General features: G+C 40.4%; 23 protein-coding genes. 11 read left to right on the plus strand and 12 right to left on the minus strand.

From position 1 onward, the window contains the following. Window positions 1-46: 46 nt before the first annotated feature. The 5 genes from VUI23_RS03060 (at window position 47) to glnG (ending at window position 6,171) form a co-directional block, all read left to right on the plus strand. Entirely contained in the window at window positions 47-1,285 is a 1,239-nt protein-coding gene (locus VUI23_RS03060) for an alginate export family protein (protein ID WP_252729344.1), read from the plus strand. Between the two features lie 306 nt (window positions 1,286-1,591). Beyond that, entirely contained in the window at window positions 1,592-3,001 is a 1,410-nt protein-coding gene (glnA, locus tag VUI23_RS03065; protein ID WP_342806774.1) for a glutamate--ammonia ligase, read from the plus strand. 80 nt (window positions 3,002-3,081) lie between these two features. After that, complete coding sequence (locus VUI23_RS03070) at window positions 3,082-3,597, plus strand: DUF4124 domain-containing protein (RefSeq protein ID WP_216049684.1); 516 nt, start codon at window positions 3,082-3,084, stop codon at window positions 3,595-3,597. Window positions 3,598-3,697: 100 nt separating this feature from the next. After that, on the plus strand, window positions 3,698-4,768 hold the full coding sequence (gene glnL / locus VUI23_RS03075) for a nitrogen regulation protein NR(II) (protein WP_216049685.1): 1,071 nt from the start codon (window positions 3,698-3,700) through the stop codon (window positions 4,766-4,768). Then, window positions 4,765-6,171 (plus strand): nitrogen regulation protein NR(I), encoded by a 1,407-nt coding sequence (gene glnG / locus VUI23_RS03080; protein WP_342806776.1) that lies wholly within the window; start codon window positions 4,765-4,767, stop codon window positions 6,169-6,171. The genes glnL and glnG overlap by 4 nt, the downstream gene beginning before the upstream one ends. Before the next feature lie 77 nt (window positions 6,172-6,248). On the opposite strand, the gene folE is transcribed toward glnG, so the two are convergent. From folE to VUI23_RS03105, 5 genes are all read right to left on the minus strand, one after another. Further along, the gene (folE, locus tag VUI23_RS03085; protein WP_216049687.1) at window positions 6,249-6,803 is read right to left on the minus strand and encodes a GTP cyclohydrolase I FolE; all 555 of its coding nucleotides are present in this window, start codon (window positions 6,801-6,803) and stop codon (window positions 6,249-6,251) included. 179 nt (window positions 6,804-6,982) lie between these two features. Then, window positions 6,983-9,016, minus strand: coding sequence for an alpha/beta fold hydrolase (locus VUI23_RS03090; protein WP_342806778.1), 2,034 nt, complete (start codon window positions 9,014-9,016; stop codon window positions 6,983-6,985). Window positions 9,017-9,237: 221 nt separating this feature from the next. After that, on the minus strand, window positions 9,238-9,420 hold the full coding sequence (locus VUI23_RS03095) for a hypothetical protein (protein ID WP_216049689.1): 183 nt from the start codon (window positions 9,418-9,420) through the stop codon (window positions 9,238-9,240). Between the two features lie 97 nt (window positions 9,421-9,517). Next, window positions 9,518-9,946, minus strand: coding sequence for a CopD family protein (locus VUI23_RS03100; protein WP_216049690.1), 429 nt, complete (start codon window positions 9,944-9,946; stop codon window positions 9,518-9,520). A gap of 20 nt (window positions 9,947-9,966) precedes the next feature. Continuing rightward, window positions 9,967-11,643 carry a chloride channel protein gene (locus VUI23_RS03105; RefSeq protein ID WP_303501216.1) on the minus strand — a complete coding sequence of 559 codons (1,677 nt, stop codon included), beginning with the start codon at window positions 11,641-11,643 and terminating at the stop codon, window positions 9,967-9,969. A 133-nt stretch (window positions 11,644-11,776) separates the two neighbouring features. Here VUI23_RS03105 and VUI23_RS03110 point away from each other — a divergent pair, with 133 nt between their 5' ends. The 4 genes from VUI23_RS03110 (at window position 11,777) to VUI23_RS03125 (ending at window position 17,350) form a co-directional block, all read left to right on the plus strand. Continuing rightward, window positions 11,777-12,493, plus strand: a complete 717-nt coding sequence (locus VUI23_RS03110; RefSeq protein WP_216049692.1) for a DUF6776 family protein — start codon at window positions 11,777-11,779, stop codon at window positions 12,491-12,493. A gap of 78 nt (window positions 12,494-12,571) precedes the next feature. Next, window positions 12,572-12,916 carry an iron-sulfur cluster insertion protein ErpA gene (erpA, locus tag VUI23_RS03115; protein ID WP_216049693.1) on the plus strand — a complete coding sequence of 115 codons (345 nt, stop codon included), beginning with the start codon at window positions 12,572-12,574 and terminating at the stop codon, window positions 12,914-12,916. Window positions 12,917-13,136: 220 nt separating this feature from the next. Continuing rightward, window positions 13,137-14,222, plus strand: a complete 1,086-nt coding sequence (locus tag VUI23_RS03120) for an efflux RND transporter periplasmic adaptor subunit (protein ID WP_342806780.1) — start codon at window positions 13,137-13,139, stop codon at window positions 14,220-14,222. A 14-nt stretch (window positions 14,223-14,236) separates the two neighbouring features. Continuing rightward, on the plus strand, window positions 14,237-17,350 hold the full coding sequence (locus VUI23_RS03125) for an efflux RND transporter permease subunit (protein WP_216049695.1): 3,114 nt from the start codon (window positions 14,237-14,239) through the stop codon (window positions 17,348-17,350). Window positions 17,351-17,442: 92 nt separating this feature from the next. Here the strand turns inward: VUI23_RS03125 and VUI23_RS03130 are convergent, their stop codons facing one another. The 4 genes from VUI23_RS03130 to VUI23_RS03145 form a co-directional block, all read right to left on the minus strand. Next, window positions 17,443-17,823: a DUF2750 domain-containing protein gene (locus VUI23_RS03130; protein WP_216049696.1), complete on the minus strand. Its 381-nt coding sequence runs from the start codon at window positions 17,821-17,823 to the stop codon at window positions 17,443-17,445. A gap of 325 nt (window positions 17,824-18,148) precedes the next feature. Further along, on the minus strand, window positions 18,149-18,361 hold the full coding sequence (locus VUI23_RS03135) for a hypothetical protein (protein WP_216049697.1): 213 nt from the start codon (window positions 18,359-18,361) through the stop codon (window positions 18,149-18,151). A 153-nt stretch (window positions 18,362-18,514) separates the two neighbouring features. Beyond that, window positions 18,515-19,501, minus strand: a complete 987-nt coding sequence (locus tag VUI23_RS03140; RefSeq protein WP_216049698.1) for a GGDEF domain-containing protein — start codon at window positions 19,499-19,501, stop codon at window positions 18,515-18,517. A gap of 162 nt (window positions 19,502-19,663) precedes the next feature. Further along, window positions 19,664-20,599, minus strand: coding sequence for a D-2-hydroxyacid dehydrogenase (locus VUI23_RS03145; protein WP_342806782.1), 936 nt, complete (start codon window positions 20,597-20,599; stop codon window positions 19,664-19,666). 154 nt (window positions 20,600-20,753) lie between these two features. Between VUI23_RS03145 and VUI23_RS03150 the strand changes: the two genes are divergently transcribed. Next, a complete protein-coding gene (locus tag VUI23_RS03150) occupies window positions 20,754-22,556 on the plus strand; it encodes a PLP-dependent transferase (RefSeq protein ID WP_216049745.1) in 1,803 nt (600 codons plus the stop codon). A gap of 61 nt (window positions 22,557-22,617) precedes the next feature. Here the strand turns inward: VUI23_RS03150 and VUI23_RS03155 are convergent, their stop codons facing one another. Genes VUI23_RS03155 through VUI23_RS03165 form a run of 3 tightly spaced genes read right to left on the minus strand, consistent with a single transcriptional unit; the run spans window position 22,618 to window position 25,563 of the window. Next, the gene (locus VUI23_RS03155; RefSeq protein ID WP_342806784.1) at window positions 22,618-23,094 is read right to left on the minus strand and encodes an Lrp/AsnC family transcriptional regulator; all 477 of its coding nucleotides are present in this window, start codon (window positions 23,092-23,094) and stop codon (window positions 22,618-22,620) included. A 47-nt stretch (window positions 23,095-23,141) separates the two neighbouring features. After that, the gene (locus tag VUI23_RS03160; RefSeq protein WP_303501221.1) at window positions 23,142-24,254 is read right to left on the minus strand and encodes an anhydro-N-acetylmuramic acid kinase; all 1,113 of its coding nucleotides are present in this window, start codon (window positions 24,252-24,254) and stop codon (window positions 23,142-23,144) included. 13 nt (window positions 24,255-24,267) lie between these two features. Further along, window positions 24,268-25,563, minus strand: a complete 1,296-nt coding sequence (locus VUI23_RS03165; RefSeq protein WP_216049702.1) for a peptidoglycan DD-metalloendopeptidase family protein — start codon at window positions 25,561-25,563, stop codon at window positions 24,268-24,270. Window positions 25,564-25,775: 212 nt separating this feature from the next. Between VUI23_RS03165 and tyrS the strand changes: the two genes are divergently transcribed. Then, window positions 25,776-26,975, plus strand: coding sequence for a tyrosine--tRNA ligase (gene tyrS / locus VUI23_RS03170; RefSeq protein ID WP_216049703.1), 1,200 nt, complete (start codon window positions 25,776-25,778; stop codon window positions 26,973-26,975). The last annotated feature ends 25 nt before the right edge of the window (window positions 26,976-27,000 follow it).

Below are 27,000 nucleotides of genomic sequence, written 5' to 3' on the forward strand. Positions count from 1 at the left end.
TTTTAGCCATTAAATTTAATAGCGAGTCGAAGGTCTCGGCGAAGTCATGTCTGGAATAAGAGAGAAGATGATGAAAACTATGACTAAAAAAACACTTAACGTTGCTGTAGCAGTCGCTTTATTGAGCGTTTCTAGTGCTTCTGTAAATGCTGAAGAATCTATCGCTAAAGCCATGACAAGCGGCACCGCTGGGGTTAATTTTAACCTGCGTTATGAATCGGTTGATCAAGACAATGCAGTTGAAGATGCAAGTGCGTTAACCTTACGCACATTATTAAGCTACAAATCGGCTAGCTATAAGAATTTTTCCGCAATGATTGAAGTGGAAGATACTCGCATTGTGTTGGGGCAAGGGGACTATACTGTTGGACCAACAGGTTACAACTCCGGTATGTATTCTGTGATTGCAGACCCTGAGCACACAGAATTGGATCAAGGATATATTCAGTACTCCAAAGACAATTTCACAGCCAAACTCGGTCGCCAAGTTATTACCATGGATAATCACCGATTTATCGGACACGTAGGTTGGCGTCAGGATCGCCAAACCTTTGATGGTATTAGCGTGAACTATAGCCCAGCAAAAGCGGTCTCTTTAAAATATGCTTATCTAACCCAGCGAAATAGAATTTTTGCTGAGGCGGCTGATTTTGATGCTAAAGATCACCTACTAAATGCCTCATATAATTCTTCTTTGGGGAAAATAACGGCCTATGGATATTTATTAGAGATAGATAATAATGTGGAAAATTCTCTAGATACTTTTGGTATTCGCTTTTCCGGCGACAGTTCAGTTGCCGATACCAAGATTATTTATACAGCTGAATACGCCACACAAAGCAGTGATTCAGCCACCACTAGTTTTGATGCAGATTATTTGATGTTAGAAGTCGGTGGTGTATTTTCAGGAGTGACTGCAAAAGTTGGTTATGAAGTGTTAGGCTCTGATGACGGCAATTACGGATTTTCTACACCTCTTGCGACCCTTCATAAGTTTAACGGTTGGGCTGATGTTTTTTTAGGCACACCAGCAGAGGGATTAGTGGATTTATCCGTGACTTTATCTGGTCAAGTGGCTGGTGGAAGCTTGACCGCGACTTATCACGACTTTGAGGCCGATGATGCTAGTGAGTCTGTTGATGACCTTGGAAGTGAAATTGATCTACAGTATGCCTATAAAATATCAGCCAACTATTCTATGGGAATTAAGTACGCAGCCTACTCTGGTGAGAGCGGCCGGGTTGATACCGATAAACTTTGGCTGTGGCTTGGTGCGAAATTTTAATAAAGGTGCACAATTTTGATAATTAGTTAGTAATAGCAAATATCAAAATAATACATCTATCTAATTGTTATTAGGTTAATCTGAGCATACTAGTTGTTGTAGGTAATAACTAATGCACCACATTGGACGGAGATGCTTCATGGTGGTGCAGAAAGTGGTGGGTTATGAGTCTATAATTCACCATTTCAACGATAGAATAGGCATTTTAGGGTCATCATGCATATGGCATGAAAATCGCTTAGTTCAGCAACTAGTATTGCAAGTTTGAAAAACACCATAATCTTTGATTATATTCAGGAGGACACAATGTCAGTAGAAAAGGCTTTAGACCTTATCAAAGAAACCGAAGCGAAATTTGTTGACCTACGCTTTACCGACACTAAAGGTAAAGAGCAACACGTTTCTATCCCAACTCATCAAGTAACTGAAGACTTCTTTGAAGAAGGTAAGATGTTTGATGGTTCTTCTATCGCTGGATGGAAAGGCATTAATGAATCTGACATGGTGCTTATGCCTGATCCAGAATCTGCTGTCCTAGACCCTTTTGCAGAAGAAACTCAAATTAACATTCGTTGTGACATACTTGAGCCTTCAACTATGCAAGGTTACGACCGAGATCCTCGTTCTGTAGCTCGTCGTGCGGAAGAATATTTAAAATCTACTGGAATTGGTGACGAAGTTTATTTCGGCCCAGAGCCAGAGTTTTTCTTGTTTGACGATGTGAAATATCACACTGATATGTCAGGTTCGTTCTTCAAAATTGACGCAGAAGAAGCTTCTTGGAACTCAGGTGCTGATTTCGAAGGTGGCAACATGGGTCACCGTCCAGGCATTAAAGGTGGTTACTTCCCAGTTCCTCCAGTTGATTCCTCAAATGACACACGTGCAGCAATGTGCTTGGTTATGGAAGAAATGGGTTTAACTGTTGAAGCGCATCACCATGAAGTTGCTACTGCCGGTCAAAACGAAATCGCTTGTTTATTTAACACACTAGTTAAAAAAGCAGATGAAATTCAAATATATAAGTATGTAGTACATAACGTGGCACATGCTTATGGTCAAACAGCGACCTTTATGCCTAAGCCTCTAGTAGGTGATAACGGTTCAGGTATGCACTGTCACCAATCAATTAGTAAAGACGGTAAAAACGTTTTTGCTGGTGATAAATATGCAGGTATGTCTGAAGAAGCGTTGTTCTATATTGGTGGTATCATCAAGCACGCTCGCGCGATTAATGCATTCGCTAATGCATCTACTAACTCGTACAAGCGTTTGGTACCTCACTTCGAAGCTCCGGTAATGTTGGCATATTCAGCATGTAACCGTTCTGCTTCTATCCGTATTCCTCATGTGACTAGCGAACGCGCTCGTCGTATCGAAGTACGTTTCCCTGACCCAACAGCTAACCCATATTTAGCATTCTCTGCAATGTTAATGGCCGGCCTTGATGGAATCAAAAACAAGATTCACCCTGGCGATGCAATGGATAAAGATCTTTATGACCTTCCTCCAGAAGAAGCGGCAGATATCCCTACAGTTGCAAGTTCTTTAGAGCAAGCCCTTGAAGCTTTGGATAGTGATCGTGAATTCCTAACTGCTGGTGGCGTTATGACTGACGACATGATTGATGCGTATATTACGCTTAAGACTGAAGAAGTTCAGTTACTTAATTCATCAACTCACCCAGTTGAATTTGGCATGTACTACAGCTGTTAATTGCTTTAGTTATTGTTTTTTATACCAGCCCGCATTATTGCGGGCTTTTTTTTGTCGTCGAAAAGGCTACACTTTACAGTATGAAAAAAACCATTGTTGTTTCTCTGTTATTGTTTGCTGTCACCGCCAATGGTGAGAAGCTATACAAAGTGATTAATGCGGACGGCTCAGTTACTTATACTGACACTCCGCAAAGTGGTGCTGTGCAACTCGATCTAGAGGATGCTAATAGTGCTGTTATGCCTTCTTTGCTAAACGGTGTAGCCAATAAGCAGGTTAAAAAAAGTCGTTTAGAATTTCCTGATTATCAACTTGAGATAATATCTCCTGCTGAGGAAGAAACAATTCGTCACAATTCAGGTAAGGTTCTAGTCTCAGCAAGGCTCGAACCTGTGGGCAATGGTAAGTTCGAAATTTATTTAGATAGTGAGTTAGTACAGACAAGTCCAGCCCCTTCTTTTCAGCTACAGAATGTAGTGCGGGGAGAACATTCAATTCAAGTAAAATTTATTCACCATACAGGCAAGATCCTTGCATTGTCTAAGCCTAGAGTGTTTTACATGCATCAGGCCTCGACGTTGATCAATCCAAATTAAACGTTTTAGAAGCCTGTAGCATGCTTCTTAATTGACATTGACTTTAACAAGTTAATGTTGTGCACTGATGTGGTGCAACAATGTTATTGGATGAAATTCTTTGAGTGAACAATTTAAATACCTTTTGGAAAGCTTAGCCACCGCTGTATTGGTGTTGGATGAGAACCTCTCAATCCGCTACGTCAATTTGGCTGCGCAGTCGATACTTGAGTTTGGCGAAAATCAATTACTTGGTTTTCCATTGACTCAGTTTGTGTCTCATTCCAGCGTGACCTTTGCGCGGTTAGAGGATGCAATGGACCGAGATCAAGGATTTTCTGATGGCGAAGTTTTATTTGCTTTTTCCGACGGTCGACATGTATTAACAGATGTAACTGTTACGACATTTGAGTTTGAACAAAAACCAGCACTTCTGCTGGAAATGAAAGTGATAGATCAGCAGAAGAGAATCAGTCAAGAGAGTCAACAATGGGCTCAACTTCAAGCTGCTAGAGAGTTAATTCGCGGCTTAGCCCATGAAATCAAAAATCCACTTGGTGGTGTACGTGGGGCTGCTCAATTGCTCGAAAAAGAATTACATAGCCCTGAGTTAAAAGAGTTTACTCAAGTTATTATTGGCCAATCAGATAGATTGCGAAATTTGGTCGATAGATTGTTAGGTCCTAATTCTTTGCCCAATTTTGCATGGGTGAACATACATAAAGTACTAGAGAAAATTCGCACCTTAGTGAAGCTGGATGCCACTCATAATATCGTTATTGAACGGGATTATGACCCCAGTATCCCTGACTTGTTTTTAGACCAAGATATGTTGCAGCAAGCGGTGTTAAATATTGTCACTAATAGTATTCAGGCTTTAGACGGAAGCAATGATGAGCCTGAAATTATTATTCGTAGCAGAATTAAACGCCGATTTACCATACACGGCGTGAAATACCCGTTAGTTGCACAAATCAAGATTATCGACAATGGTCCCGGGATCCCAGTAGAGCTTAAAGACACCTTGTTTTATCCAATGGTAACAGGGAAATCAAACGGAACAGGCTTAGGTCTGTCCATCGCACAATCTTTGGTGGATCATCATAAAGGCAAGATCGATGTTGAAAGTTGGCCAGGTCACACCGCATTTAAAATTTATTTACCGATAGAGAAAAAGGACGTAAATCAATGAACGCTGAACCAGTATGGGTCGTAGATGACGATAGCTCGATTCGTTGGGTGTTACAAAAAGCGTTGCAGTCGGCGCAAATTCCCTGTTTTAGTTTTGAGAATCCAGAAGATTTACTTTTGCAGTTACACTCAGGACAACAACCAGAAGTAATCGTTTCTGACATTAAAATGCCACAAATGGATGGCATGACGTTATTGCAAGAAGTGCATCGTCACTTTCCTGATATTCCAGTCATTATTATGACCGCGCATTCAGATCTAGACAGCGCTGTTAATGCTTATCAAAGTGGTGCGTTTGAATATTTACCAAAGCCATTTGATATCGATGAAGCGGTGAATTTAGTCCAGCGCGCATTGGCTCATTCGCGAGAACAAAACTCACAACGTCAAGCAGAACCAGAAGTTAAAGACACCGAAATTATTGGTGAAGCGCCAGCAATGCAAGAGGTCTTTCGTGCCATTGGAAGGCTATCAAGATCTAGTATTAGTGTTTTGATCAACGGACAATCAGGAACAGGTAAAGAACTAGTTGCTCAAGCATTGCATCGCCACAGCCCTCGAAAAGCCAACACCTTTATCGCGTTGAATATGGCTGCTATTCCCGCAGATCTAATCGAATCTGAATTGTTTGGCCATGAAAAAGGGGCTTTTACAGGCGCGCAATCTGCACGCCAAGGAAGGTTTGAGCAAGCGGATGGTGGGACTCTATTTTTAGATGAAATTGGTGATATGCCGTTGGATGTGCAAACCCGATTATTGCGCGTATTGGCCGATGGTCAATTTTACCGAGTAGGCGGGCATAATCCAGTTAGCGTTAATGTAAGAATCATTGCCGCTACTCATCAAAATCTTGAACAACGTGTTGTAGATGGAAAGTTTCGCGAAGACCTCTACCACCGTCTTAACGTGATTAAAATTCATATTCCGACCTTGGCTCAACGTCGAGAAGATATACCTTTGTTAGCAAGGCATTTCCTGAGTCGTGCCGCGAAAGAGTTAGAAGTGGATGCGAAGTCGCTTAGTAAAGAAGCCGCCAATGTGCTTTCACAGTTATCATGGCCGGGAAATGTGCGCCAATTGGAAAACATGTGCCGTTGGTTAACGGTAATGGCCAGTGGTCAAGAAATCTTAATTAATGACTTACCGCCAGAAATTAGCACTCAACCTGCCAGTACGCAATCTGCTAATCAGGAAGGAGATTGGAAAACGCTACTGGCTAGCTGGGCTGATAAACAACTTCACTCTGGTCGTCAGAATATTTTAGATGAAGCCACCCATGACTTTGAAAAAATCATGTTGGAAAGAGCTTTACAATATACTAACGGTCATAAACAAGATGCAGCTAAAAAGCTTGGTTGGGGCAGAAATACGTTAACCCGTAAACTAAAAGAACTCGATATGTAAATCAAAGCAATTGGCAAAGCACTAAAAAGGCGCTTAAAAAGCGCCTTAATTTTAGCTCAAGTAATGCTGGTTACTGGTTATTTGCCGATTAAGCGTAAAAATTCATTTCGAGTTGCTTGAGAAGTTCTAAATGAACCAAGCATCACCGAGGTGATCATTGACGAATTTTGTTTTTGCACTCCACGCATCATCATACACATATGTTTACCTTCCATGACAACGCCAACGCCTTTAGCACCAGTGACTTCCAAAACCGCATCAGCAATTTGCTTGGTCAGTCCTTCTTGTATCTGCAATCTGCGAGCAAACATGTCGACTATTCGTGCGAATTTAGACAAGCCAAGCACTTTACCATCTGGTAAGTATGCAATATGGCAACGTCCAATGAAGGGCAGCACATGATGTTCGCACAAAGAGTAATACTCGATATCTTGGATGATAACCATTTCGTCTGTATCAGCTTCGAAAATGGCTCCGTTCACAACGCCTTGAATGTCTTTTTCATACCCATCCGTTAAGAACTGCATTGCTTTCGCTGCTCTTTTTGGAGTATCAACCAAACCTTCTCTAGTGGTATCTTCTCCTAAAAGTTGGAGAATGCTTGCATAATGATCTTGTAGTTCTTGTGACATTTATTAGTGGTCTCGTTTGCATTATTCTGATTTTTCAGAATGCCAAATTTCGTTAAGTAGCCCAACATCATAACATTATGTGGAAGTTAGAAAAACCAAATACACCAAGTAAACTTAACTGGTGTATCTGGCTTAGGCTATTCATACGCTAAATTGATGAAAATGGATCTTTATGTGGCTCACTCGCTTTGGAGTTCTGGTTCCGGCAGATCAGGGTGAGGGAGTTGTTGATTGGGTTTCGACTTATTTTGTTGAATTACAAAATGATCCATCCAGCGCATCAAACGCATACTGTAATCTAGTTTTGCTGGCGCTAACGCCAAGCCATGGGCTTCATTCGGGTACAGTATTAACCTAACTGGCGCATCTGCATTGGATTTAAAATAGCGATAAAGCTCTTTAGATTGGTTAGCAGATACACGGGTATCACGGCTTCCGTGTAACAACAAAAGTGGCGTTGTGGCATTTTGAGTGTGATAAATTGGGCTTCGTTCTAAATACCAAGTCCAGTCTTGCCAAGGTGCTATTAAGGCATGCTGTTTGAGCATTTCTGATGGAATATCAGTTGTCCCAAATTTGGAAATTTGATTGGATACACCCATACCCGCCACACTCGCAGCAAAATAATTATGTTGTTTGGTTGCTGCCCATGCAGCAGCATAGCCGCCGTATGATGTACCTGTAATACCTACTCTTTGCGGATCCACATCGTAATTTTCGATTAAAAAGGTGCGGGCATCTAACAGATCATTAAACTCAGCACCGGCATAATCTTTTTGACCCAACTTTGAAAAGGCGACGCCTTTGCCAGTTGACCCTCTGTAGTTTGGTAAGAAACTATAAAAACCTTTGCTAGCAGCATATGCAACGGGATACGAGTAACGGTTATTCCAACCCAGAGAAAAATGGTCTTCTGGACCTCCATGCACAAAAATAATCGCTGATGAGGTGGGGGCGGAATCGTCAATTGGTTCAACCAAAATCCCATCGATAACAGTACCATCTCTGGCAGTATAAGAAACCTCAATTTGTTTAGGCAAAATTCTATCTTTCAGCCAAACATTGGAGTTGGTCATTCTTTTGTTACTGTGTTTAGTTTTTAAAAACAGCTCGGCAGGATGCTCAGGGGAATCGGCTATGTATGCAATGTTGTAACCTTTGCTATCAACACTCAGTGCACTAATCTTTCCATCATGTTTGACTCGAACTCGATATGAACCGGCTAGATCTTCTATGTCCTTATTGCCAATGAAAGTAGTCAGGTTTTGAGCGCCAATAAAACCAACAGTTGAAGAATTAAACCAATTAACAGCGCTAACATGTCCATCAAAGTCAGGTAATATATCAATAGGGGTTTCAGATACTACTTGGCTCAGATAAAGCCTACCTTCAGCGGGGTCAGACAGATCTTCTCCACCGATGAAAGCGTAATGGCTTCCGTCAGGAGAAACACTCATTTCTCCGACCTTTCCCCGATGAGAATTGGTTATCAGCATTTGCCCATTTGGCTTTAATACCGATATTGAACTTTCCATTACCACATCATCGGTAAGTGAAGAAGGTGAGTGATGTAGCAATATTTGTTCTGAGCGCGGAATCCATTTGGCACTTAACACGTGGCTATCATTGTAAAGTAGGCGTGCCTTCTTACTCGGGTTCTCTAAACTTAGCCGCCATAAAGACGCGTTTCTAGCAGACTCATCAAATACGGTTGCGTTGAATCCAACATCATTTAATAACTGTTGTTGATGATCAGGAGTTGAGTAACCCCAAATGATCACAGCATCATTTTGTTCATTAACATCAAAGCCCTTGATATCAGTATCAGCGCTGTAAATTTTTATGGGGTCAGTGTCTCCAATTTCGATATGGTAAAGGGAAACTGTTTGGTCATCTTGCATTTTGGCTAAAAAATATAGCGCGTCGCTCTGGGGGCTCCATCTTACATGTCCCATTGGTCTTCCGCCGGAAATCACAGGCGATATTTTTCCTCTCTTGGAAACCACGTACAGCTCTCTCAAACTCACTAAATCGATACCATCATAGCTATCATCCGGTAAATTCAGGGTGACAGCCGTCAGCCTTCCATCCGGTGAAAATGTGACTGTTTTAACTTTTCGAATTTGGTTTAAATCTTCTAACGACAATGGCGTTTTTGCGAAAACAGATAGTGCGCAAGACCAAATTACGAATAAAATAACTAACCGTTTCAAATCGACTCCAATTATTATTTCAAGCTTAGAACCTAAAATTATATGTAAACTATGTTAACATTTTATTAACCTGGTTAACATTGTAGGAGTTGATAGTGGATTTTGTAAATTAAAAATGCATAGTATTTTGTTATAGGTATATATTCGTATGCAGCATGACAGGCAGAGAGAGATGAAATGCGGTGGTATGTTCGATGGTGTGCTCGAATCTATCTACGAGCCTAAAAATCTTTGTACTTTTTTTTCAGTGAGTCGCGGATATTGTCTAGATAGCAGTCCAGCTCTTGCTTCGCTTCTTCGTAAGCGTTGCTATATTCAACTGAACTTGGGTTATCACGAAGTAGTTTGAATGTGGAATCCGTTTTATCTAAAAGTAAGGCGAGTTGCCGATTGCTGACATCCATATTGTCTTATTCCCGATTAAAAAATTTCCCTACCTATATATTGGCTAATGATACAACTGAAAGCAAATCTAATCTTAAATTTAAACTTATTTAATGGTTAAAACGCCTTCAACACGGCTAGAGCAACGATTGCAAAAAGCACTATAACAGGGGCTTCATTTAAGAAACGATAAAAGCGCGAAGAATGAGGAATGATATCCTTGGCGAATTTTTTCATCTGCAAATAAAGATAACCGTGATAAGCGTAAACTAAGATTACTAAGCTTAATTTAACGTGCAGCCACATTGATACTGCAAACCATTCCCTACCGTGCATATAAATTAAGATAACGCCAAAAATTAGGGTAAGGAGCGCAAATGGGGTCACGAAAAACCATAGTTTTCGTTCCATTACTTTAAACTGATCCCGTACGTCTTGGTTGTTTGTTTGCGCGTGATAAACAAATAATCTAGGTAAATAGAAAATTCCTGCCATCCAAGCAATCATAAAAAATATGTGGAGCGCTTTTATCCAAAAAAACAACATTGTTTACCTTCTTAAATTGATTAGAACTTTTCTTGATGTAAATAATTACGTAACGTATTCCACGTAATCACGCCGACAATACTTGAGGGGGTTGTCTCGTATACGTAGACAGCGCCATCTCTATTCACTTGCAATATTTCGTATACCTCCGCCAACGTAGATTGGCTAGGCACACCTTCCATATCGAAATATGCCAATGGTGCACTATTGTGATTTAAACTTAATTCGTACTGTACCAGTGAATACTGCACGTCAATTTCAAAAGAAGACCGCAGCACAACAGGATGATTCGGTGATGTGTCTAAAAATTCCATTATGTGTTTATCTGGCGCATCAATAAATAGTTTGTATTCGGTATCCATGACCGCCAACACACCGGTTTTCTGTAATGCTTCACGAATTGGAGATATCGTGAAAGACAGTTTTTGATATTCCAGCTGACGGATAAATATAGAACGATTTCCGAATAGCTGTGTAGATGTGACATAAGCGGGCACTATGACCAGCATAGCGGGTAAAATTACGTCGGCGTTGTAAGCCAATTCCATAATTGAAGATAAGGCCGCAAGTGGTGCATGTAATACTGCGGTGAGCATGCCTGCGATACCCAGTAAAGCAAAACTATTATTGTAATCAATACTTTCAGATAAAACGAAACCCAAAGGAATAGCTAACACCGCGCCAGCCAGCATACCAATAACATATACCGGACCAATAAGCCCGCCGGGAACACCTAAGCCTATTGCCACCAAAGCTAATATAAATTTGGCAACTAATATGGCGATTAACATACCTGTAGTCTCACCACTTACGAACGAGTGTGTGGTATCTAAACTTGCACTTAGAGATTCAGGTAAAAAATAGCCGAATATTGCAGTTATCAGTGCAGCTATTAAAATTCGCCAAATCATTTTTACCGGTCTAAATAGGCGAATGACATTCATTAATTGATTATTGAATAGGGTGGCAAGGCAGCCTAAAGAAATGCCTAAAATGACTAAATACGGATAATGCCAATGGTTGATATATTGAAATGATAAAAAGGATAATTCGTGGACTTGGCCAAACACCACCCTCGTCATTAATGAACCGCAAGCCGCGGCTAACATCACTGGAATAAATAAATGTATACGGTATTCTCGAAGTACCACTTCCATAACAAAAATAACGGCTGCAAAAGGGGTGTTGAAGGATGCAGATATCCCCGCAGCGATTCCGCAACCGGATAAAATACGAATGCTGTTATAGGGTAATTTTAAACCGTGTCCAATGAAACTGCTGCCAGCCGCTCCTAAATGCACAGAAGGACCTTCTCGACCAACAACAAATCCACTGGCCAACGCTATCATGCCACCAAAAAATTGATTAATTGTGGTGCGAAAAGGAATATGTCCGTATCGTTGTTTAAGTCTGTGAATAACGAATGGAATCCCCATTCGATAGTGTTTAAAACCAGTTAGAAAGGCAAACAAGATAATCAGCAGGGCGCCAGCTATAGGCAATGCAAAACGTGCGATTGGCGTTAAGTCAGAATAGCGGTTTAATTCTTCTAAAAAAGATAACTGTATCCACTCAACACAGAGTCGAAATACAATAATTAAAGATGCAGCACTCATCCCACCCACTATGCCTAATATACATAGTTGAATTGATGTGCGAGGATTCGCTAATTCCTGTCTGAAAGATTTTAATGTCATTATCTGTTGGGCTTATACTTTCAATGGGTAATAATGGTGTTCTGTATTGATTTTCCGTTGCACCCTTAGGCCAAATTTAGCTTACCACAAGTGCTTGTAAACAATGATAAAATTATTTTAGGAAAAATACGTAGTGATACCTGATGAAATTCGTAAAACGTGGAGTGCATTTAAATTTTATACAGTATTGCTGATTTTGTTTATTTGCACGGCATATTTTGCATTTATGTACGGCAATTCGCACTTTGAAAGCCAAAATGCAAAAATCAGCACCCTTGAACATACAATGGAAAACCTATCACTTGATAATCAACGTTTAACTAAACAGTTAAATATTCTTGGCGTAGAGTTGGAAGTACAAAGATTGGCGGTTAAAAAATCCCAGCAGATGCTTGAGCAAGGGTTAGCTAATGAAGCTAAACTTAAAGAAGAAATCCAATTTTATCAAAGAGTCATGGCCCCTGAATTGGAGCAAGATGGTTTTGTGATTGAGGCATTCGAAATTAAAAAGTCCCTCAGTGACCGAGCATATTGGTTTGAACTGGTGTTAATGCAGCAAGACAAAATTAAAAATGTCGTAAAAGGTTCAATCGAGGTAAGTATAATTGGCAGTGAAGCGGGTAAACCTAAACAATATAGTTTATCCGAACTTGTCACCCAAGAATCATCTGAATTAAGCTTTAGTTTCAAGTACTTCCAAACTATTCAAGGGGAAATGATCTTACCACAAAACTTTTCACCTGAGAAAATATTGGTGAAAACTAAAATTTTTCAATTCAAGCGTAAACGCGGCGAATTGGAAAGAACCTTTGATTGGAATATAGAAACTTTACAAACCAGCACAGAATAGTTGATTAGATTACTCAGGTATTAGATAATTAGCATATAAATAGGGTATTTCCCCTGTTAGCAAAGGTAGAGGTAATATATGTCGGTAGAAATGGCGGTGCCAATTGAATTTTCTGAAGCCGCCTCCGCAAAGGTTCGTACGTTAATAGAAGAGGAAGAGAATCCAAATCTGAAACTACGGGTCTATGTCACTGGAGGAGGTTGCTCTGGGTTTCAATACGGTTTTACGTTCGATGAAAAAGTAAATGAAGGCGATATGACTATCGATAAAAACGAAGTCACCTTGGTCGTTGATCCTATGAGCCTACAGTATTTGGTTGGTGGGACTGTGGATTACGTTGAAGGGCTGGAAGGGTCTCGATTTTTAGTCAACAACCCTAACGCCACAACTACCTGCGGCTGTGGTTCTTCTTTTAGCGTTTAATCAAGCAACTAATAACTACAATAAGCCGGCGTTCAAGCTGGCTTTTTTGTGTCTGTTCAAAAACTTTTGTTGCTTATTTAACGTATTCATAGGTGATTTTATTCGTTCATAAACTGAGTATTAGAATGTCACTCCTAGTCGTTCACATTTCGATACGATTTAAAGTTGGCAGTATCAGTTTAGCAGTAGTAACGTTGGTTCTATCGGACTAGGAGATAAAATGTCAAATGTTCTAACTAAAATTCGACGCCAACCGGCTTGGATAGCGCTGTTTATTTTCATACTTTTATCTTTATGGGTTGCCTCTGGACATCTTCTAAATGAGCAAGTCGAAAGCAAACAAGAGTCAGCCGAAGAATCATTGACCAAAGTTAAGGTCGACACATTCTATGCCCAGCAAGTCAGTCGCGAAGTGAGCGTCTACGGTCGCACTGAACCGGACCGAATTGCTACTTTGCGCTCGGAAATTAAGGGCCAAGTCATTGACATTTTTGTGCAGGAAGGAGAGGCGGTAAAGCAGGGGCAGAAGATTCTGAGCATTGATGGAAATGATCTTAATGCACTCTTGCGCTCGGCGAAATCGATTTTAAAACAGCGAGAAATTGAACTGGATGCCGCGCAGTCTTTGGGTAAAAAAGGATTCCAATCGCAATCTGCTTTGGCTCAAGCTGACGCCAATGTAGAGCTGGCAAAAGCAGAAATAGAGCGCCTAGAATTGGCGATAACTAAAACCACTATTGTTGCGCCTTTCGATGGAATACTGAATAGCCGTGAAGTGGAAATTGGCGATTTACTCAGAGATGGCGATACCATTGCTACTGTGGTTGATTTAGATCCTTTGGTTATTTCCGCAGATGTGACTGAAAACTGGATTCAAAAAATTCACCTTGGTCAGCAGGCAAGTGGCAGACTTACTACAGGGCAGACTGCTTCAGGGAAAATTCGTTATATCTCCAGTATTTCAAATACCGGTACCAATACATTTAACTTAGAAGTTGAAGTGGCTAATCCAACCGGTGCATTGTTGGCAGGAATGAGCACAGAATTAAAAATACCACTGCAACAAGATTGGGCAATTAAGATTACGCCAGCGGTGATGGCTTTGGACGAACAAGGTAATTTAGGTGTTAAAACCGTTGAAGGTGACATTGTTAAGTTTGTGCCAATCGATATTGTTAAGAGTGACAGTGAAGGTGTCTGGCTATCAGGATTAGGTGAAAAAGCGCGCATTATTACCCGAGGGCAAGGATTTGTTCGTGATGGCGATAAAGTAGAAATTGTTGACGACTCAATGTCTGAAAAATAGCAGTATTATTTCCTATGAAAAATATTATATCCGCTTCCATCGACCACACGCGCACAGTATTAATGATTTTTGTACTCTTGCTGGTCTCTGGTGCAGTAACCTATTTAAATATTCCCAAAGAATCAAATCCTGATGTACCTATTCCCTTCATCTATGTTTCGATTGTCCATGATGGCATTGCGCCGGAAGACGCTGAGCGAATGCTCGTCAAACCAATGGAAAGGGAATTACGCTCCATTGACGGCTTAAAAGAAATGAAAGCAACAGCAGGCGAGGGCTTCGCCAGTATTACTATGGAATTTGTTGCTGGTTTTGATTCCAAAGAAGCGTTAGCAGATGTGCGCGATAAAGTTACAGTGGCTCGCGCGAAACTCCCAGAAGAGACAGAAGAGCCAACGATTCACGAAATTACAATGGCGGGGCAGCAGGCCGTTTTGACGGTGGTGCTGTCTGGCCCAGTTTCTGAAAGAGCACTGATAACCACCGCCCGAGAACTACAAAATGGACTTGAAGGACTGTCTGAAGTGCTTGAGGTGGACATTGGTGGTGACCGTGAAGACTTAGTGGAAATTATTGTCGATCCCTTGTTGTTGGAGTCTTACAGGCTTGATCAAAGTGAAATTTTAACCCTCTTATCTCGCAACAACCGATTGGTACCTGCGGGTACTATGGATACCGGAGTTGGTAGCTTCGCGGTTAAAGTTCCGTCGGTTTTTGAAACGGTTAAAGACGTATTGGAACAGCCAATAAAAGTTGATGGTGACAGAGTGATCACCTTTGAAGATGTAGCTCAGGTGCGCCGTTCTTATAAAGATCCGGCAGGCTTTGCTCGTTTAGATTCTCATCCCTCAGTGTCGCTTGAAATAAAAAAACGTCCGGGTGAGAACTTGCTGATTACCGTGGAAAAAGTCAAAGCCTTTGTGGAGCAAGCCAAAGGGTCTTCAATTTGGCCGAATAGTGTGAATGTTACATACACAGGCGACCAGTCAATAAACATAAATACGATGCTCGGTGACCTACAGAATAATGTCACCAGTGCAGTAGTCTTAGTGGCTATAGTAATAGTTGCTATATTAGGCGTGCGCACCGCGTTTTTGGTGGGCGTGTCTATACCAGGTTCTTTTCTAACCGGTATTTTGGTTATTTCCTTGTTTGGCTATACCTTGAACATGGTGGTTTTGTTTTCTCTAATTATGGCTGTTGGTATGTTGGTCGATGGTGCCATAGTGGTGACAGAATATGCCGATAGGTGCATGAGCGAAGGTCAAGACAAGAAAAGTGCTTACAAAAACGCAGCTCTGCGCATGGCATGGCCAATAATCGCCTCTACCGCTACGACGTTAGCCGCGTTTGCTCCGTTAATGTTCTGGCCGGGTATTATGGGTGAGTTCATGAAGTACTTACCTTTTACCCTGATAGCAGTATTAACCGCATCACTGTTAATGGCATTGGTATTTGTACCAACTTTAGGAGCCGCTTTTGGTAAACCTCGATATATCAGTGAGAAAACCAGACAACAACTTGAACAAGCTGAACACGGCGATCTGCTTGCACTTGATGGATACACCGGTGGTTACATTCGATTTTTATCAAAGGCCATTGCTCACCCTTTAAAAAGTTTATCAATTGCTGTTGTTTTTGGTCTAGTGATTTTTACTTTATATATTTCATCAGGCTTAGGCGTGGAGTTTTTTCCAAAGGCCGATAGTCAAGGCGTGAACATCACAGTGAGATCTACCGGTGATTATTCGGTTTACGAAAAAGACAATATCATCAAAGAAGTGGAAGCAAAGTTAATTGATATGCCTGAAATCGATACTTTGTATTCTCGTTCTGGTGGTCAAGATCAAATTGGAACGCTGCGGTTGAACCTTCTCGACTGGCATTTACGAGCCCACTCAGATGAGGTTTTAATTGACGTAGAAAAACGAATTGGAGATATGCCTGGGCTCGACATAGAAGTCGCACCTGACCAAGAAGGGCCTCAGTCTGGTAAAGATTTACAAATTGAAATATCTTCTCGATACCCTGAATTATTGAATGATGCGGCATTAAAAATTCGTAAGGCGTTAGATGCGAACTCGAAATTTACGTCTATCGGTGACACTGCGTCAAAGCCCGGTATTGAGTGGCAGTTGAAAGTTAATAGAAGTGATGCTGCAAGGTTTGGCGCTGATGCTACCTTAGTGGGTAACACGGTACAATTTGTGACGACAGGCTTACGAATCGGGGAATATCGACCAGATGACGTGGATGATGAATTAGATATTCGGGTTAGATTTCCGCGCACTGACAGGTACATTGGTAAGCTTGATGAATTGAGATTAAAAACAGCAAATGGTCTGGTACCCATAAGTAATTTTGTAGAACGCACTGCCCAATTGAAAACCGATTTAATTCGTCATGTGGATAGCAAACGTGTGTTGCAAGTTGAAGCGAATATGGTACCTGGCGAGTTATTAAGCATTGCTTTGCCTGAGCTACGGGAGCAGCTACCTAAGTTGAATATAGATCCCAGAGTAGAGATCACAATTAAAGGCCAAAATGAGCAACAAGAAGAGTCCCAAGCATTCTTGCTCAATGCATTTTTGATAGCTTTGTTTGTTATGGCTATTATTTTAGTGACGCAGTTTAATAGTTTCTACCAGGCTTTCTTAATTTTGAGTGCGGTATTATTTTCAATTGTAGGTGTGGTACTCGGTCTGCTTATATTCCAGAAACCCTTCGGCATAGTCATGTCTGGAGTGGGTGTTATCGCCCTAGCCGGGATCGTGGTGAATAATAATATTGTGTTGATTGATACCTACAACATATTAAAAAGTGAAGGGCTAAAAACGACCGAGGCAATATTGCGCACAGGAGCACAACGTTTAAGACCCGTAATGATGACTACGGTGACGACCATTCTCGGGTTATTACCAATGGTAATGGGTGTTAATATCGACTTCATGGGGCGCAATGTTGATATTGGTGGTCCATCAACTGAATATTGGTCTCAGTTAGCTACGGCAGTGGCTGGTGGATTAGCCTTTGCGACTGTGTTAACACTAGTATTAACACCATGCATGTTGGCGTTTAAAGATAATTTACGAGCATATTTACCCAAACCACGGACTGCAATTGAATAATCATTATTTGGGAATCGCGAATTTGCTGAGATAGATTATCTAGAGTGAGGCCTTGCGCCTCACTCTAATGATAGGTTTTATCAAAGTTAACTTTAGTTTAATTTAGACTGACTTCTTTGTTTTAATTCAGAATCAAAAACATCTGGAAAAACAACAATTCCCTCTTCATCAGGGTTTGGAAAAACTGCAATATTTACCCCGTCTTCCTCTAGACCGCCAGTCCAGCGCTCGAACCAATCTTGCAATGGAATCGCTTTAGGTGTGCATTGTGCCCAATCACCCGTTGCCCAATATTCAGCAAATTCTTCAGAAGGCCATACTGGCACGCAGTCCTCATCTTCACTATTAAGCATAACGCAGCCATGCTCGTCAGTGAGGATCCAAATTTTTTGGTTGATTGTTACCTGAGTTAACAAGTAGGCATGCCGTTTTTCTGGGGACATTTGAATAACATCGTTAAGTTGCGAAGGCATAAATGTTTCCTTATAAGAAGCAGAAGTTAGGTACAAGATAAATCCAATATTGGTGTTAAAAAAATCAAAACACCTGGTTGAGAAACTATGGATTAAATAGCGCATATGAATATGCACAGACTTATATCACTAAAACCCATGGTGATACTAGTATTTAGCAATGGAATTCTGATTCTGCATTATTAATAGTCTAGAACAAAGTAGCGATTATTTTCTTTGTCATTCTGGAGTGTACAAATTTAAGCACAACTGATATTTAATCAATGCTTGAATAATTTGTGTATATGTAGGTAGTAAGTACTAACTCTAAACTGGCTGGTGCTGCTTACTTTCTTTTGTGTTTTTGGCCCGCCCCCCAGCCAATGATGCCAGCACCAAGAATTGCGCCTATCCAAGCAAATGGCAGTATTTGCGGATTGAGTTCTTTAGCAAATACTATGGTCAACATTGAGGATGCACACAATAACCAGCCAAATAATTCCATCTTATTTAGATACTTTGTGATGAAGTTGGGTTTACTTTCCGGTGGAGGTGCCATGAAATTATCTTTATTAATCGTAAATGAGAAGATGTGACATTTTGATCTTATTGAGTGCCATGTGCAATAACTAAAGGTTAATTAGATGAGGTAAACGAGTGGGAGAAAAATCTATTTCAAAATATCCCACAAACTAATCTCAATCGATTGTTTTTATGCGACACAGCAATTATTTCGGCCCAAATCCTTTGCTTGGTACATCGCCCGATCAGCACGACCCAACCATTCAAAAGCAGTTTCGTGGGGCTCGTATTTGGCTGTGCCTACTGAAATTGTAATATTGTGTTTAGCTAACCAACCTTCATTTTCAATAGCAAAGCGAAACTGTTCCGCTAGTTTGATTGCATCTTTGAGAGGGGTGTTTTCGGCAATAATCACAAACTCTTCGCCACCAAACCGATACAGTTTATCAGTAGAGCGAATGCGCTTTTCTATGGTTTCCACAAATGCCTTTAAAATATCATCGCCTTTAGCATGACCATAAGCATCATTGACCTTTTTGAAGTTATCTAGATCCATCAATATAAGGGAAACAGGTAAGCTTTGTTCTCTTCTTTGAAACGCAATCACATCTAATAATTTTTCTTCCATTGCTCGTCTATTGCCGGCTCCGGTTAACGGATCGCTAGTGGCCAGCTCGGTCAATTGTTGTTGCTGTTTGCGCATGCGATCTGCAAATGCATAACTAAATAGTAAAGTCGCTATTGCTGTTACGTAGAACTCTAAAGCCAAAAATACAGTGAGTTGTTCGCGCAGCACATATCCGATAGAGAGTAAAATCACCAAGCTGTATATCGCAGCCATGTTTGCAGGTAATAAGAAAAATATGGCGGTCAATGCTGGAAAAATCCACATCAATTGACTTATACCTTTGAGCAATATAGTTACAAACACAACAAACATGGCAACAAAAGCTAGTATGCGGCCAGGTATCAGGGTCTGATGAGTTCGGTAAACATAAACAAAAAGAGAACCTATTGCGAATACCGCAAATAGATCTAAGCAAGCGACAGCCCAATCTTGTTCCATGATTCGATAGATAGCAAAAGGCAATACGCCGATCGTACTTGCGCCGCTGAGAGTAAGGATAATGCTTTCTTCAGCACTACGCTTTTTTATGGGGGCAGAATGAGTAATCATAATTTCTGCATCCTCCGTGATGCTTAAACCACTTAATAATTCTCTGTATAGGTTTAATACAGCATATCAAAGTATAAGGACGCCACTTATGATTATTTACACTAATATAGTCATCTTTAATAACCATAGTCAGTTGTAATTTTACCGGAAACAATTGAGTTATTAGTAGCCTTTTTCCCAATCGATTAAATTTATTAGTTTTTCGTTTCGATTAAATAAGCGCAAATTTTGCAGAAAGATTTTAGATATTTCGTCTGGTTTAGAAATCGCCGCAGTATGCTGGGTGATATAGAGGTTGTCTAAACCCCAAAACGGATGATCTTCAGCTAATGGTTCTTTAATAAAAACGTCTAAAACCGCGGCCTGTAATTGATTATGTGAAAGAGCATGAAGCAGCGCATTCTCATCAATAACTTGGCCTCTACCTGCGTTTATTAATATGCATTGGTGGTTTAATAATGACAGAACCCCTTTGTCTATTAACTTTTCAGTTTTATCTGTATGTGGCAATAGTACAACGAGGTAGTCTAATGAATGGGCAAATTCTTGAAGCTGATTAAGTTGATAAAACTCATCTACAAAATCCAATTGTCGTATGTTTTGTGCAATACCTATGACGTGCATTCCAAAGTGTTTAGCAGTTTTCGCTATTTCTGTACCGATTGAACCCATACCCAGAATACCAATGGTTTTTCCCTGTAAAGGAGCGCAAAGGGGTTGCGTCCAATTTCGATTTGTCTGCAAGTCTTTAAAAGTTTGAATTCTTCTTGCGAAATACAGCAAATAACTGAACACATATTCACGCATTTGCGGCCCAAAAATATCTTTTACACCAGTCAATTTAAAATCGTGGGGAGCCGAATCAAAAAACGGTTTTATGCCTGCCCAAGTCGATTGAATCCACTTCACATTTGGGCAATGGGGTAAAACATCAATACACAGATTAGGCTCGCCTAGCACTACATCAATAGTGTGAGCGTCGGAAATTAAGGCCGGATCTTTGGGGCAAATTTGAATACTGAGATCAGCTATTTTAGCCCGTTCAATATGCTCTACATAGTCAATTGCATCTTTGCTACTAATCAATAAATTAATCATTTAGTTCTCTCATAGTAAACTTAACTTTCCTATTTTTGCCGAATTTATCAAAATTATATTCGTAACATTGTTTAAATTTGCTTATTTAATTGCTTAATATTGTTTTTAACAAAATATTATACATTTTAGTAACAACTGAATGCAGAGTAACCTTATGGAAAATGAGCAACAAGTAAACCAAGCTAAATTACTTTCTCCAAGACGTAATACTACAGAGGCTGTTAGTATTGATGAACTTGCACAAGAGCAGTTGGCACATTTCGGAATTGAGCCTCACTCTGAGTATGGTAAAGCATTGTTTGCTACAGCCAAACATCTTTACTTAGCCCAACTTGATGTTAATAGACTTTGGACAATAACCAATGAGACTTTGGATGGTTTAAGCAAAGAAAACAAGTTGGCTTATTTTAATGCGAAGAAGTTTCTTTCATTCCAAATTGCGAAAATACTCGACACTCTGCAGAATCCTTTTAGGGCAACTTATCAGAGCATGACTCAACAATCTGGCTCACAGGTGTCTAAAAGTCACTACCCATTGTTTGACAATATTCCAGCATTATTTTCTGCTACACCAGTGATCGTGCGCACTGCAACTTACGTTTACGCGTGCACTGAATGGGTCGATGATGCTTTTCACGGTAAAGAATTTACTCACCAAATATACTCAAGATTACTCAATCCTACCAATATCTCTTTAGCTAATGCGATTGTTGATTTAGAAGCAGGCCCTTATTCAGCTGATTACTTGGCATGGAATTTCAACTCTGGCATGGCTGCGATTGACGCTTTACTTTCAAATGTACTTTCCCACTCGGATATATTAATTGTTTCGCGCAATGTATATGGCGGTGTTTACCAGCTTTTACACGACTATTTTGCCCGTGAAAATAGAATGAATATTCAGTTAGAGTGGTTTGATGGTTACAGTGCAGAAGAGTTTTCTGATTTTATTAAGCAGGTTAAAAGCAAACATAAAATTAGCTTAAAAACACAAAACCTACATGTGTATTTGGAATCACCATGTAACCCTCATGGTTACGTATTGGATGTGGCAGGCATCTGCGAAATTGCCCATAGAGAAAATCATTTAGTAATGCTAGATGCAACCTTGGCTACGCCCATTTTACATCAGCCATTGCAGCAAAAAGATAAATCTAAAAGACCAGATTATGTAGTACACAGTTATACCAAAGACATATGTGGAACGGGAGCAACTACAGCAGGTGTAGTTATCGGCGAAGGATTTCGAATGTTTCAACCTAAGGGAAGCTGTGTCAATGGTGTTGATTGGTCGCGTACAATGTTTTGGGATGTATATTACATTAAAGGGGCTTTTCTTGATTCGGAAAAAGCTTTTGATGTCTTAAGTGGTATGAAAACACTTGAGCAACGAATAATGAATAAGGTGATAAATACCCAAGTATTTAGTCGATTCTTAGAGGCCCATCCTTTATTTAATGTAAATAGTCACGCATTACCAAACCACCCCAATGCTGAATTACGAAAGAACCAAATGCGGCATGGTTGGCCCTGTGCATTATTCACCATCGATCTTGAAAAGGCGGGGTTAACCCGAGAGGCATTTGTTCGCTTCTTTGACGCATTGGAACCGGCTTTTAGTCATCAGGTAAGTATTGGACAAAATAATACGATTATCTTATGTCCAGCTTTAACCTCACACTCTGAGCTATCAACTGCAGAACAACAAAAAGGTGGGATTCACCCTACTACCATGCGTATTGCAATGGGAACCGATAACGTTAAACAGTTAATGGCTCATTTAATCAATAGCGCAAAATTGCATATTGATCCCTGTATTGCGAATTTTAGCCAGCAATTTATGAGCCTAGAAGAAATTGATAAATTGTATATGGAAATATGTATGCAAGTTTGTCAGCAACATTATGGTTCAGGACCTAAAATGCATGGATTAGTACATCAAGAAATGGCCAAATAAGCATACACTAAGGTGAGTTTTAAAGCGCAAATAGTAACCCTATAAACGGCGTTACTTTTCGCTATTTGAAGTTAGGTAGGGTGTGGCTTATTTGATGCTCGTATACCAGCGCAGTTTCCACATGGCTAACTTCTTTTCGGGCAGTAATTGCATTGAACACAAAGTCTCTGAGATGAATGGAATCAGTTACCGCCACATGTACAAAAAAGTCATTTTCACCGCCCATATGAAATATATTTAACACTTCGGCCATTGGTAATAGTGATGTTTGAAAGTTGTCTACTGTTGCGCGATTGTGATCCTTTAAGCGTACCGAAATCATTGCTTGAATATGCCCTCCTAGGGCGTTCAAGTTAACTTGCATACTCAAGTTTTCGATAATGCCATCAGACTGTAATTTTTTAACTCTTTCCAGACTTGAAGAAGGCGCTAACTTAACTTTCGCGGCGATGCCCTTATTACTTAAACTGGGATCTGCATACATGGTTGCTAAGATCTCTAAGTCTATTTTATCTAGCGCTCGTTGTGGATTTTTCACGTTATAATTTCAATTTAGTTAAGGGTTTTTTATGCATTTTTACTAACCTAATGGGCGGGAAAATAAGCGCCTAACACCGCTGGACGACTAGCACCGGTTACTGAAGGTAAATTCCCTGGCATGTCAAGATTAAATGCATAGGCTAACCAAGCAAACGCAATCGCTTCTACGCTGTCGGGGGAAACCCCAAGGTCATCGGTTGTACGCAAGTCGCACTCAACAAGTTCGTTTTCTAAACATTCCATCAAAAAATCATTGCTCGCACCACCACCACAGACAAAAACTTCTTCAACACCCTCAAGTTGGTTGATTTGTTGTGCTATTGAGCATGCGGTCAACATGGCAAGTGTGGTTTGCACACATTCTTTGGAAACGCTTTTGGGATAATCCGCAAGGTGTTGCTCTAACCAAGCTAAATGGAATAATTCCCTGCCAGTGCTTTTGGGTGCCGGTAAAGTGAAAAAAGGTTCATTAAGTAGCTTCTTTAAAAGTTGCGCGTCGTGACTTCCTTTGGCCGCCCAAGCGCCATTTGCATCGTAAGGTAGACTGAGATGTTTTTGACACCAAGCATCCATTAGTGTGTTTCCTGGACCGGTATCAAAACCTAAGACTGATTGTTGTGCATCACTAGGAATATGAGTGATATTAGCAATACCACCAATATTTAGGATCACTCTTGAATGATGTGAGTGACGGAATATCGCTTGGTGAAATGCCGGTGTTAATGGAGCTCCTTGGCCGCCTAAGGCGATGTCTTTGCGCCTAAAATCTGCAATTACATCAATACCCGTCAATACTGCTATGGTATTCGGATCGCCAATTTGTAGGGTAAATCCATTGTTGCCACATGGGTGGTGTCGAATTGTTTGTCCGTGGGAACCAATTGCGGCGATTTTGGATGCTGATATTTCATTCTTCAATAGAATGTCATTAACAGCATGGGCGAAGACCTCAGCAACTTCGCGATCAGCATGTCCCATAGCCACTAACTCATTGCCCGAGGAAGCGCACAATGAATTCAAAGTGCGCACTAATGCAGGAGGATAGTCATAGGTTTTACAATCTATGATAGAGGGTTTAATTTTCGAAAAATCTACAATCGCTACATCAACACCATCCATACTGGTGCCAGACATCAAGCCTACATAAAGGTTTGACATAATGCTCCTAATGCTAACGGTTCATTGCAAGCATAATTCGTTTTGTATTGTTAAGTTGATTCACTCGTTGTTCTGCAATTTTTGCAAATAGAGGTGCTTCAGATTTTGCTATCGGCTGAGCTTTAGGCAAAGTCACTGTACGTGGGTTTCTATGAACTCCGTCGACTAAAAATTCATAATGCAAATGCGGACCTGAGGCTAATCCTGTTGAACCTACATAACCAATAACCTGTCCTTGTTTAACAGTTTGGCCATTTTTCACAGCTCGTTTAGAAAAATGTAAGTATTTAGTCACATATTTTTCGCCGTGCTGGATAAACACATGGTTGCCGTTGTATTTATCATAGGTTGATCGAATAACTTTACCATCACCCGCTGCAATGACTGGCGTTCCCGTGTTTGCTGCGTAATCAACGCCTCTATGGGCCTTCCAGCGTTTTTGAACTGGATGAAAACGTCTTTTCTTAAAGCTTGAACTGATGTATTTGAAGTTCACTGGAGCACGCAAAAAGCTCTTGCGCATGCTGCGTCCTTCCGGTGTGTAATAATTGCCGTCATCATATAGTATTGCGGTAAATGATTGACCTTGATTAATAAACTCAGCTGCAACTATTTTACCACTTTCAACAAATTCACCGTCGATAAAGTGTTCTTCAAATACCACATTAAAACTATCACCTTCACGCAATCCCAACGCGAAATCGATATCCCAACCAAAAATGCCAGCTAAGCTCATAATGTGCTTTTCTGATAAATTAGCTTTTACGGCAGCATTCCAGAAATTATTTTCTATTTCGCCTTGGGCGTAGTTGAAACGAGTATCCAACTGTTTAGTTTCGATATTACTTGCAAAACTATTCTGTTCTTGACGTTTGATATATAAGGTTTGAGTTGAAGATAGCTCATAACTTAACGATTCAAGTTTTCCTTGCTCATCAATTAGTAATTGTAAGCTTTGACCAGGTCGAATTTTGAGTAATTTTTTTGCGTCATCGCCGGCATTACTAACATAGTAGGTTTCCTGCGGAGTAAGCTTGGCGCGCTTAAATATCTTGGCTAAGTTATCACCTTTAGCAACAGTGAAAGATTGCCACTGCAAAGGTTCTTCATCCAAAGCTTCTGTTAACTGTTGTTGAGAGTTGATAGTAAGCGGTACTTCGTACCTTTTGCCAACTTCTAATATTTGACTGTTTTTGGATGCTTTAGCGGATTCAGTCGGGATGAACAACAAGAGTAAGAAAAATAACGCAAAGCCAGATAATAAGGCTTTGTGTTTGGTTGGTAAGCGTTTTAAAGTTCTTTGTACCACTGTAACGAAAATCTCTGAATTAGTTAGCTAAGTTGAGAATATAACGATTTAAGTTAATTTTCTAGTTTCAGGTTAAATAATAACCAGTTAAGTGAGCATGTTACAGGATACATGATTATATAAAAATATACAGAATTCCTTTCACAATCGACTCTGCATGGGTAAAATGCGCGGCTGATAAAAAACTAATGTGTGAAAATTGAGGTAGCAAAATGACAAATTGGCAGGACGCAATTCGTGAGATTAAGCGCGGCGCGGACGAAATTTTGATCGAAGAAGAACTCATTGCCAAGTTAAAAGAGGGTAAACCTTTAAAAATCAAAGCTGGCTTTGATCCCACAGCACCGGATTTGCACCTAGGGCACACAGTATTACTTAACAAACTGCGCACTTTTCAGTCTCTTGGACACGAAATCATATTTTTGATTGGTGACTTTACAGGCATGATTGGAGACCCTACGGGAAAAAATGTAACCAGAAAACCGTTGAGCCGTGAAGATATTATTGCGAACGCCGAAACCTATAAAGAGCAAGTCTTTAAAATTCTTGATCCTGAAAAGACTAAGGTTCGCTTTAATTCAGAGTGGATGGATAATCTTGGCGCAGCAGGTTTGATCAAACTAGCCGCTAGACAAACCGTAGCTCGTATGTTGGAAAGAGACGATTTTAAAAAGCGTTATAATAATGGCCAAGCTATCGCAATCCATGAATTTCTATATCCATTGGTTCAAGGTTGGGACTCAGTGGCGTTGGAAGCGGATGTGGAACTAGGTGGTACAGATCAACGATTTAATTTGTTGATGGGGCGGGAACTACAAAAAGCCGAAGGTCAGTCACAACAAACTGTGCTGATGATGCCGCTTTTAGAAGGTCTCGATGGTGTTCAGAAAATGTCTAAGTCTTTGGGGAATTACATTGGTATAACCGATGCACCGAATGAAATGTTCGGTAAGATAATGTCTATTTCTGATGAACTGATGTGGCGCTATTTTGATTTACTTAGCTTCAGACCGATCGAGGAAATAACGCAACTTAAACAAACAGTGGAAAGTGGCGCAAATCCTCGAGATATTAAAATTGAATTAGCAAAAGAAATTATTGCGCGTTTTCATTCAGAGCAAGCTGCTGAAGGAGCTCATCAGGATTTCATCCAGCGTTTCCAAAAAAATGCGATTCCCGATGATATTCCTGAAATTGAAGTGGTTCCAGAAGGTGAAGGAATGCCTATTGCTAATCTATTAAAAGAAGCAAACTTGGTTGGCTCAACTTCAGAAGCTATGCGCATGATAAAACAAGGCGCGGTAAAAATAGACGGTGAAAAGGTCGAGGATACACGTTTGTTAATCGCCAATAGTAGCGAAGCGGTTTATCAAGTTGGTAAACGTAAATTTGCAAAGATAAAACTAGGCTAATCCTTGTCAAGTTTAACAACTATGC

Origin of the sequence: Alteromonas sp. M12, from assembly GCF_037478005.1 — a bacterium.
GTDB lineage: Bacteria > Pseudomonadota > Gammaproteobacteria > Enterobacterales > Alteromonadaceae > Aliiglaciecola > Aliiglaciecola lipolytica_A.

What these genes read in the sequence shown, in the direction of transcription:
- VUI23_RS03060 (WP_252729344.1), top strand. Translation starts at nt 47, where the DNA reads ATGTCTGGAATAAGAGAGAAGATGATGAAAACTATGACTAAAAAAACA.
- glnA (WP_342806774.1), top strand. Translation starts at nt 1,592, where the DNA reads ATGTCAGTAGAAAAGGCTTTAGACCTTATCAAAGAAACCGAAGCGAAA.
- VUI23_RS03070 (WP_216049684.1), top strand. Translation starts at nt 3,082, where the DNA reads ATGAAAAAAACCATTGTTGTTTCTCTGTTATTGTTTGCTGTCACCGCC.
- glnG (WP_342806776.1), top strand. Translation starts at nt 4,765, where the DNA reads ATGAACGCTGAACCAGTATGGGTCGTAGATGACGATAGCTCGATTCGT.
- folE (WP_216049687.1), bottom strand. Translation starts at nt 6,803, where the DNA reads ATGTCACAAGAACTACAAGATCATTATGCAAGCATTCTCCAACTTTTA.
- VUI23_RS03095 (WP_216049689.1), bottom strand. Translation starts at nt 9,420, where the DNA reads ATGGATGTCAGCAATCGGCAACTCGCCTTACTTTTAGATAAAACGGAT.
- VUI23_RS03100 (WP_216049690.1), bottom strand. Translation starts at nt 9,946, where the DNA reads ATGTTGTTTTTTTGGATAAAAGCGCTCCACATATTTTTTATGATTGCT.
- VUI23_RS03105 (WP_303501216.1), bottom strand. Translation starts at nt 11,643, where the DNA reads ATGACATTAAAATCTTTCAGACAGGAATTAGCGAATCCTCGCACATCA.
- erpA (WP_216049693.1), top strand. Translation starts at nt 12,572, where the DNA reads ATGTCGGTAGAAATGGCGGTGCCAATTGAATTTTCTGAAGCCGCCTCC.
- VUI23_RS03120 (WP_342806780.1), top strand. Translation starts at nt 13,137, where the DNA reads ATGTCAAATGTTCTAACTAAAATTCGACGCCAACCGGCTTGGATAGCG.
- VUI23_RS03125 (WP_216049695.1), top strand. Translation starts at nt 14,237, where the DNA reads ATGAAAAATATTATATCCGCTTCCATCGACCACACGCGCACAGTATTA.
- VUI23_RS03130 (WP_216049696.1), bottom strand. Translation starts at nt 17,823, where the DNA reads ATGCCTTCGCAACTTAACGATGTTATTCAAATGTCCCCAGAAAAACGG.
- VUI23_RS03135 (WP_216049697.1), bottom strand. Translation starts at nt 18,361, where the DNA reads ATGGCACCTCCACCGGAAAGTAAACCCAACTTCATCACAAAGTATCTA.
- VUI23_RS03140 (WP_216049698.1), bottom strand. Translation starts at nt 19,501, where the DNA reads ATGATTACTCATTCTGCCCCCATAAAAAAGCGTAGTGCTGAAGAAAGC.
- VUI23_RS03145 (WP_342806782.1), bottom strand. Translation starts at nt 20,599, where the DNA reads ATGATTAATTTATTGATTAGTAGCAAAGATGCAATTGACTATGTAGAG.
- VUI23_RS03150 (WP_216049745.1), top strand. Translation starts at nt 20,754, where the DNA reads ATGGAAAATGAGCAACAAGTAAACCAAGCTAAATTACTTTCTCCAAGA.
- VUI23_RS03160 (WP_303501221.1), bottom strand. Translation starts at nt 24,254, where the DNA reads ATGTCAAACCTTTATGTAGGCTTGATGTCTGGCACCAGTATGGATGGT.
- tyrS (WP_216049703.1), top strand. Translation starts at nt 25,776, where the DNA reads ATGACAAATTGGCAGGACGCAATTCGTGAGATTAAGCGCGGCGCGGAC.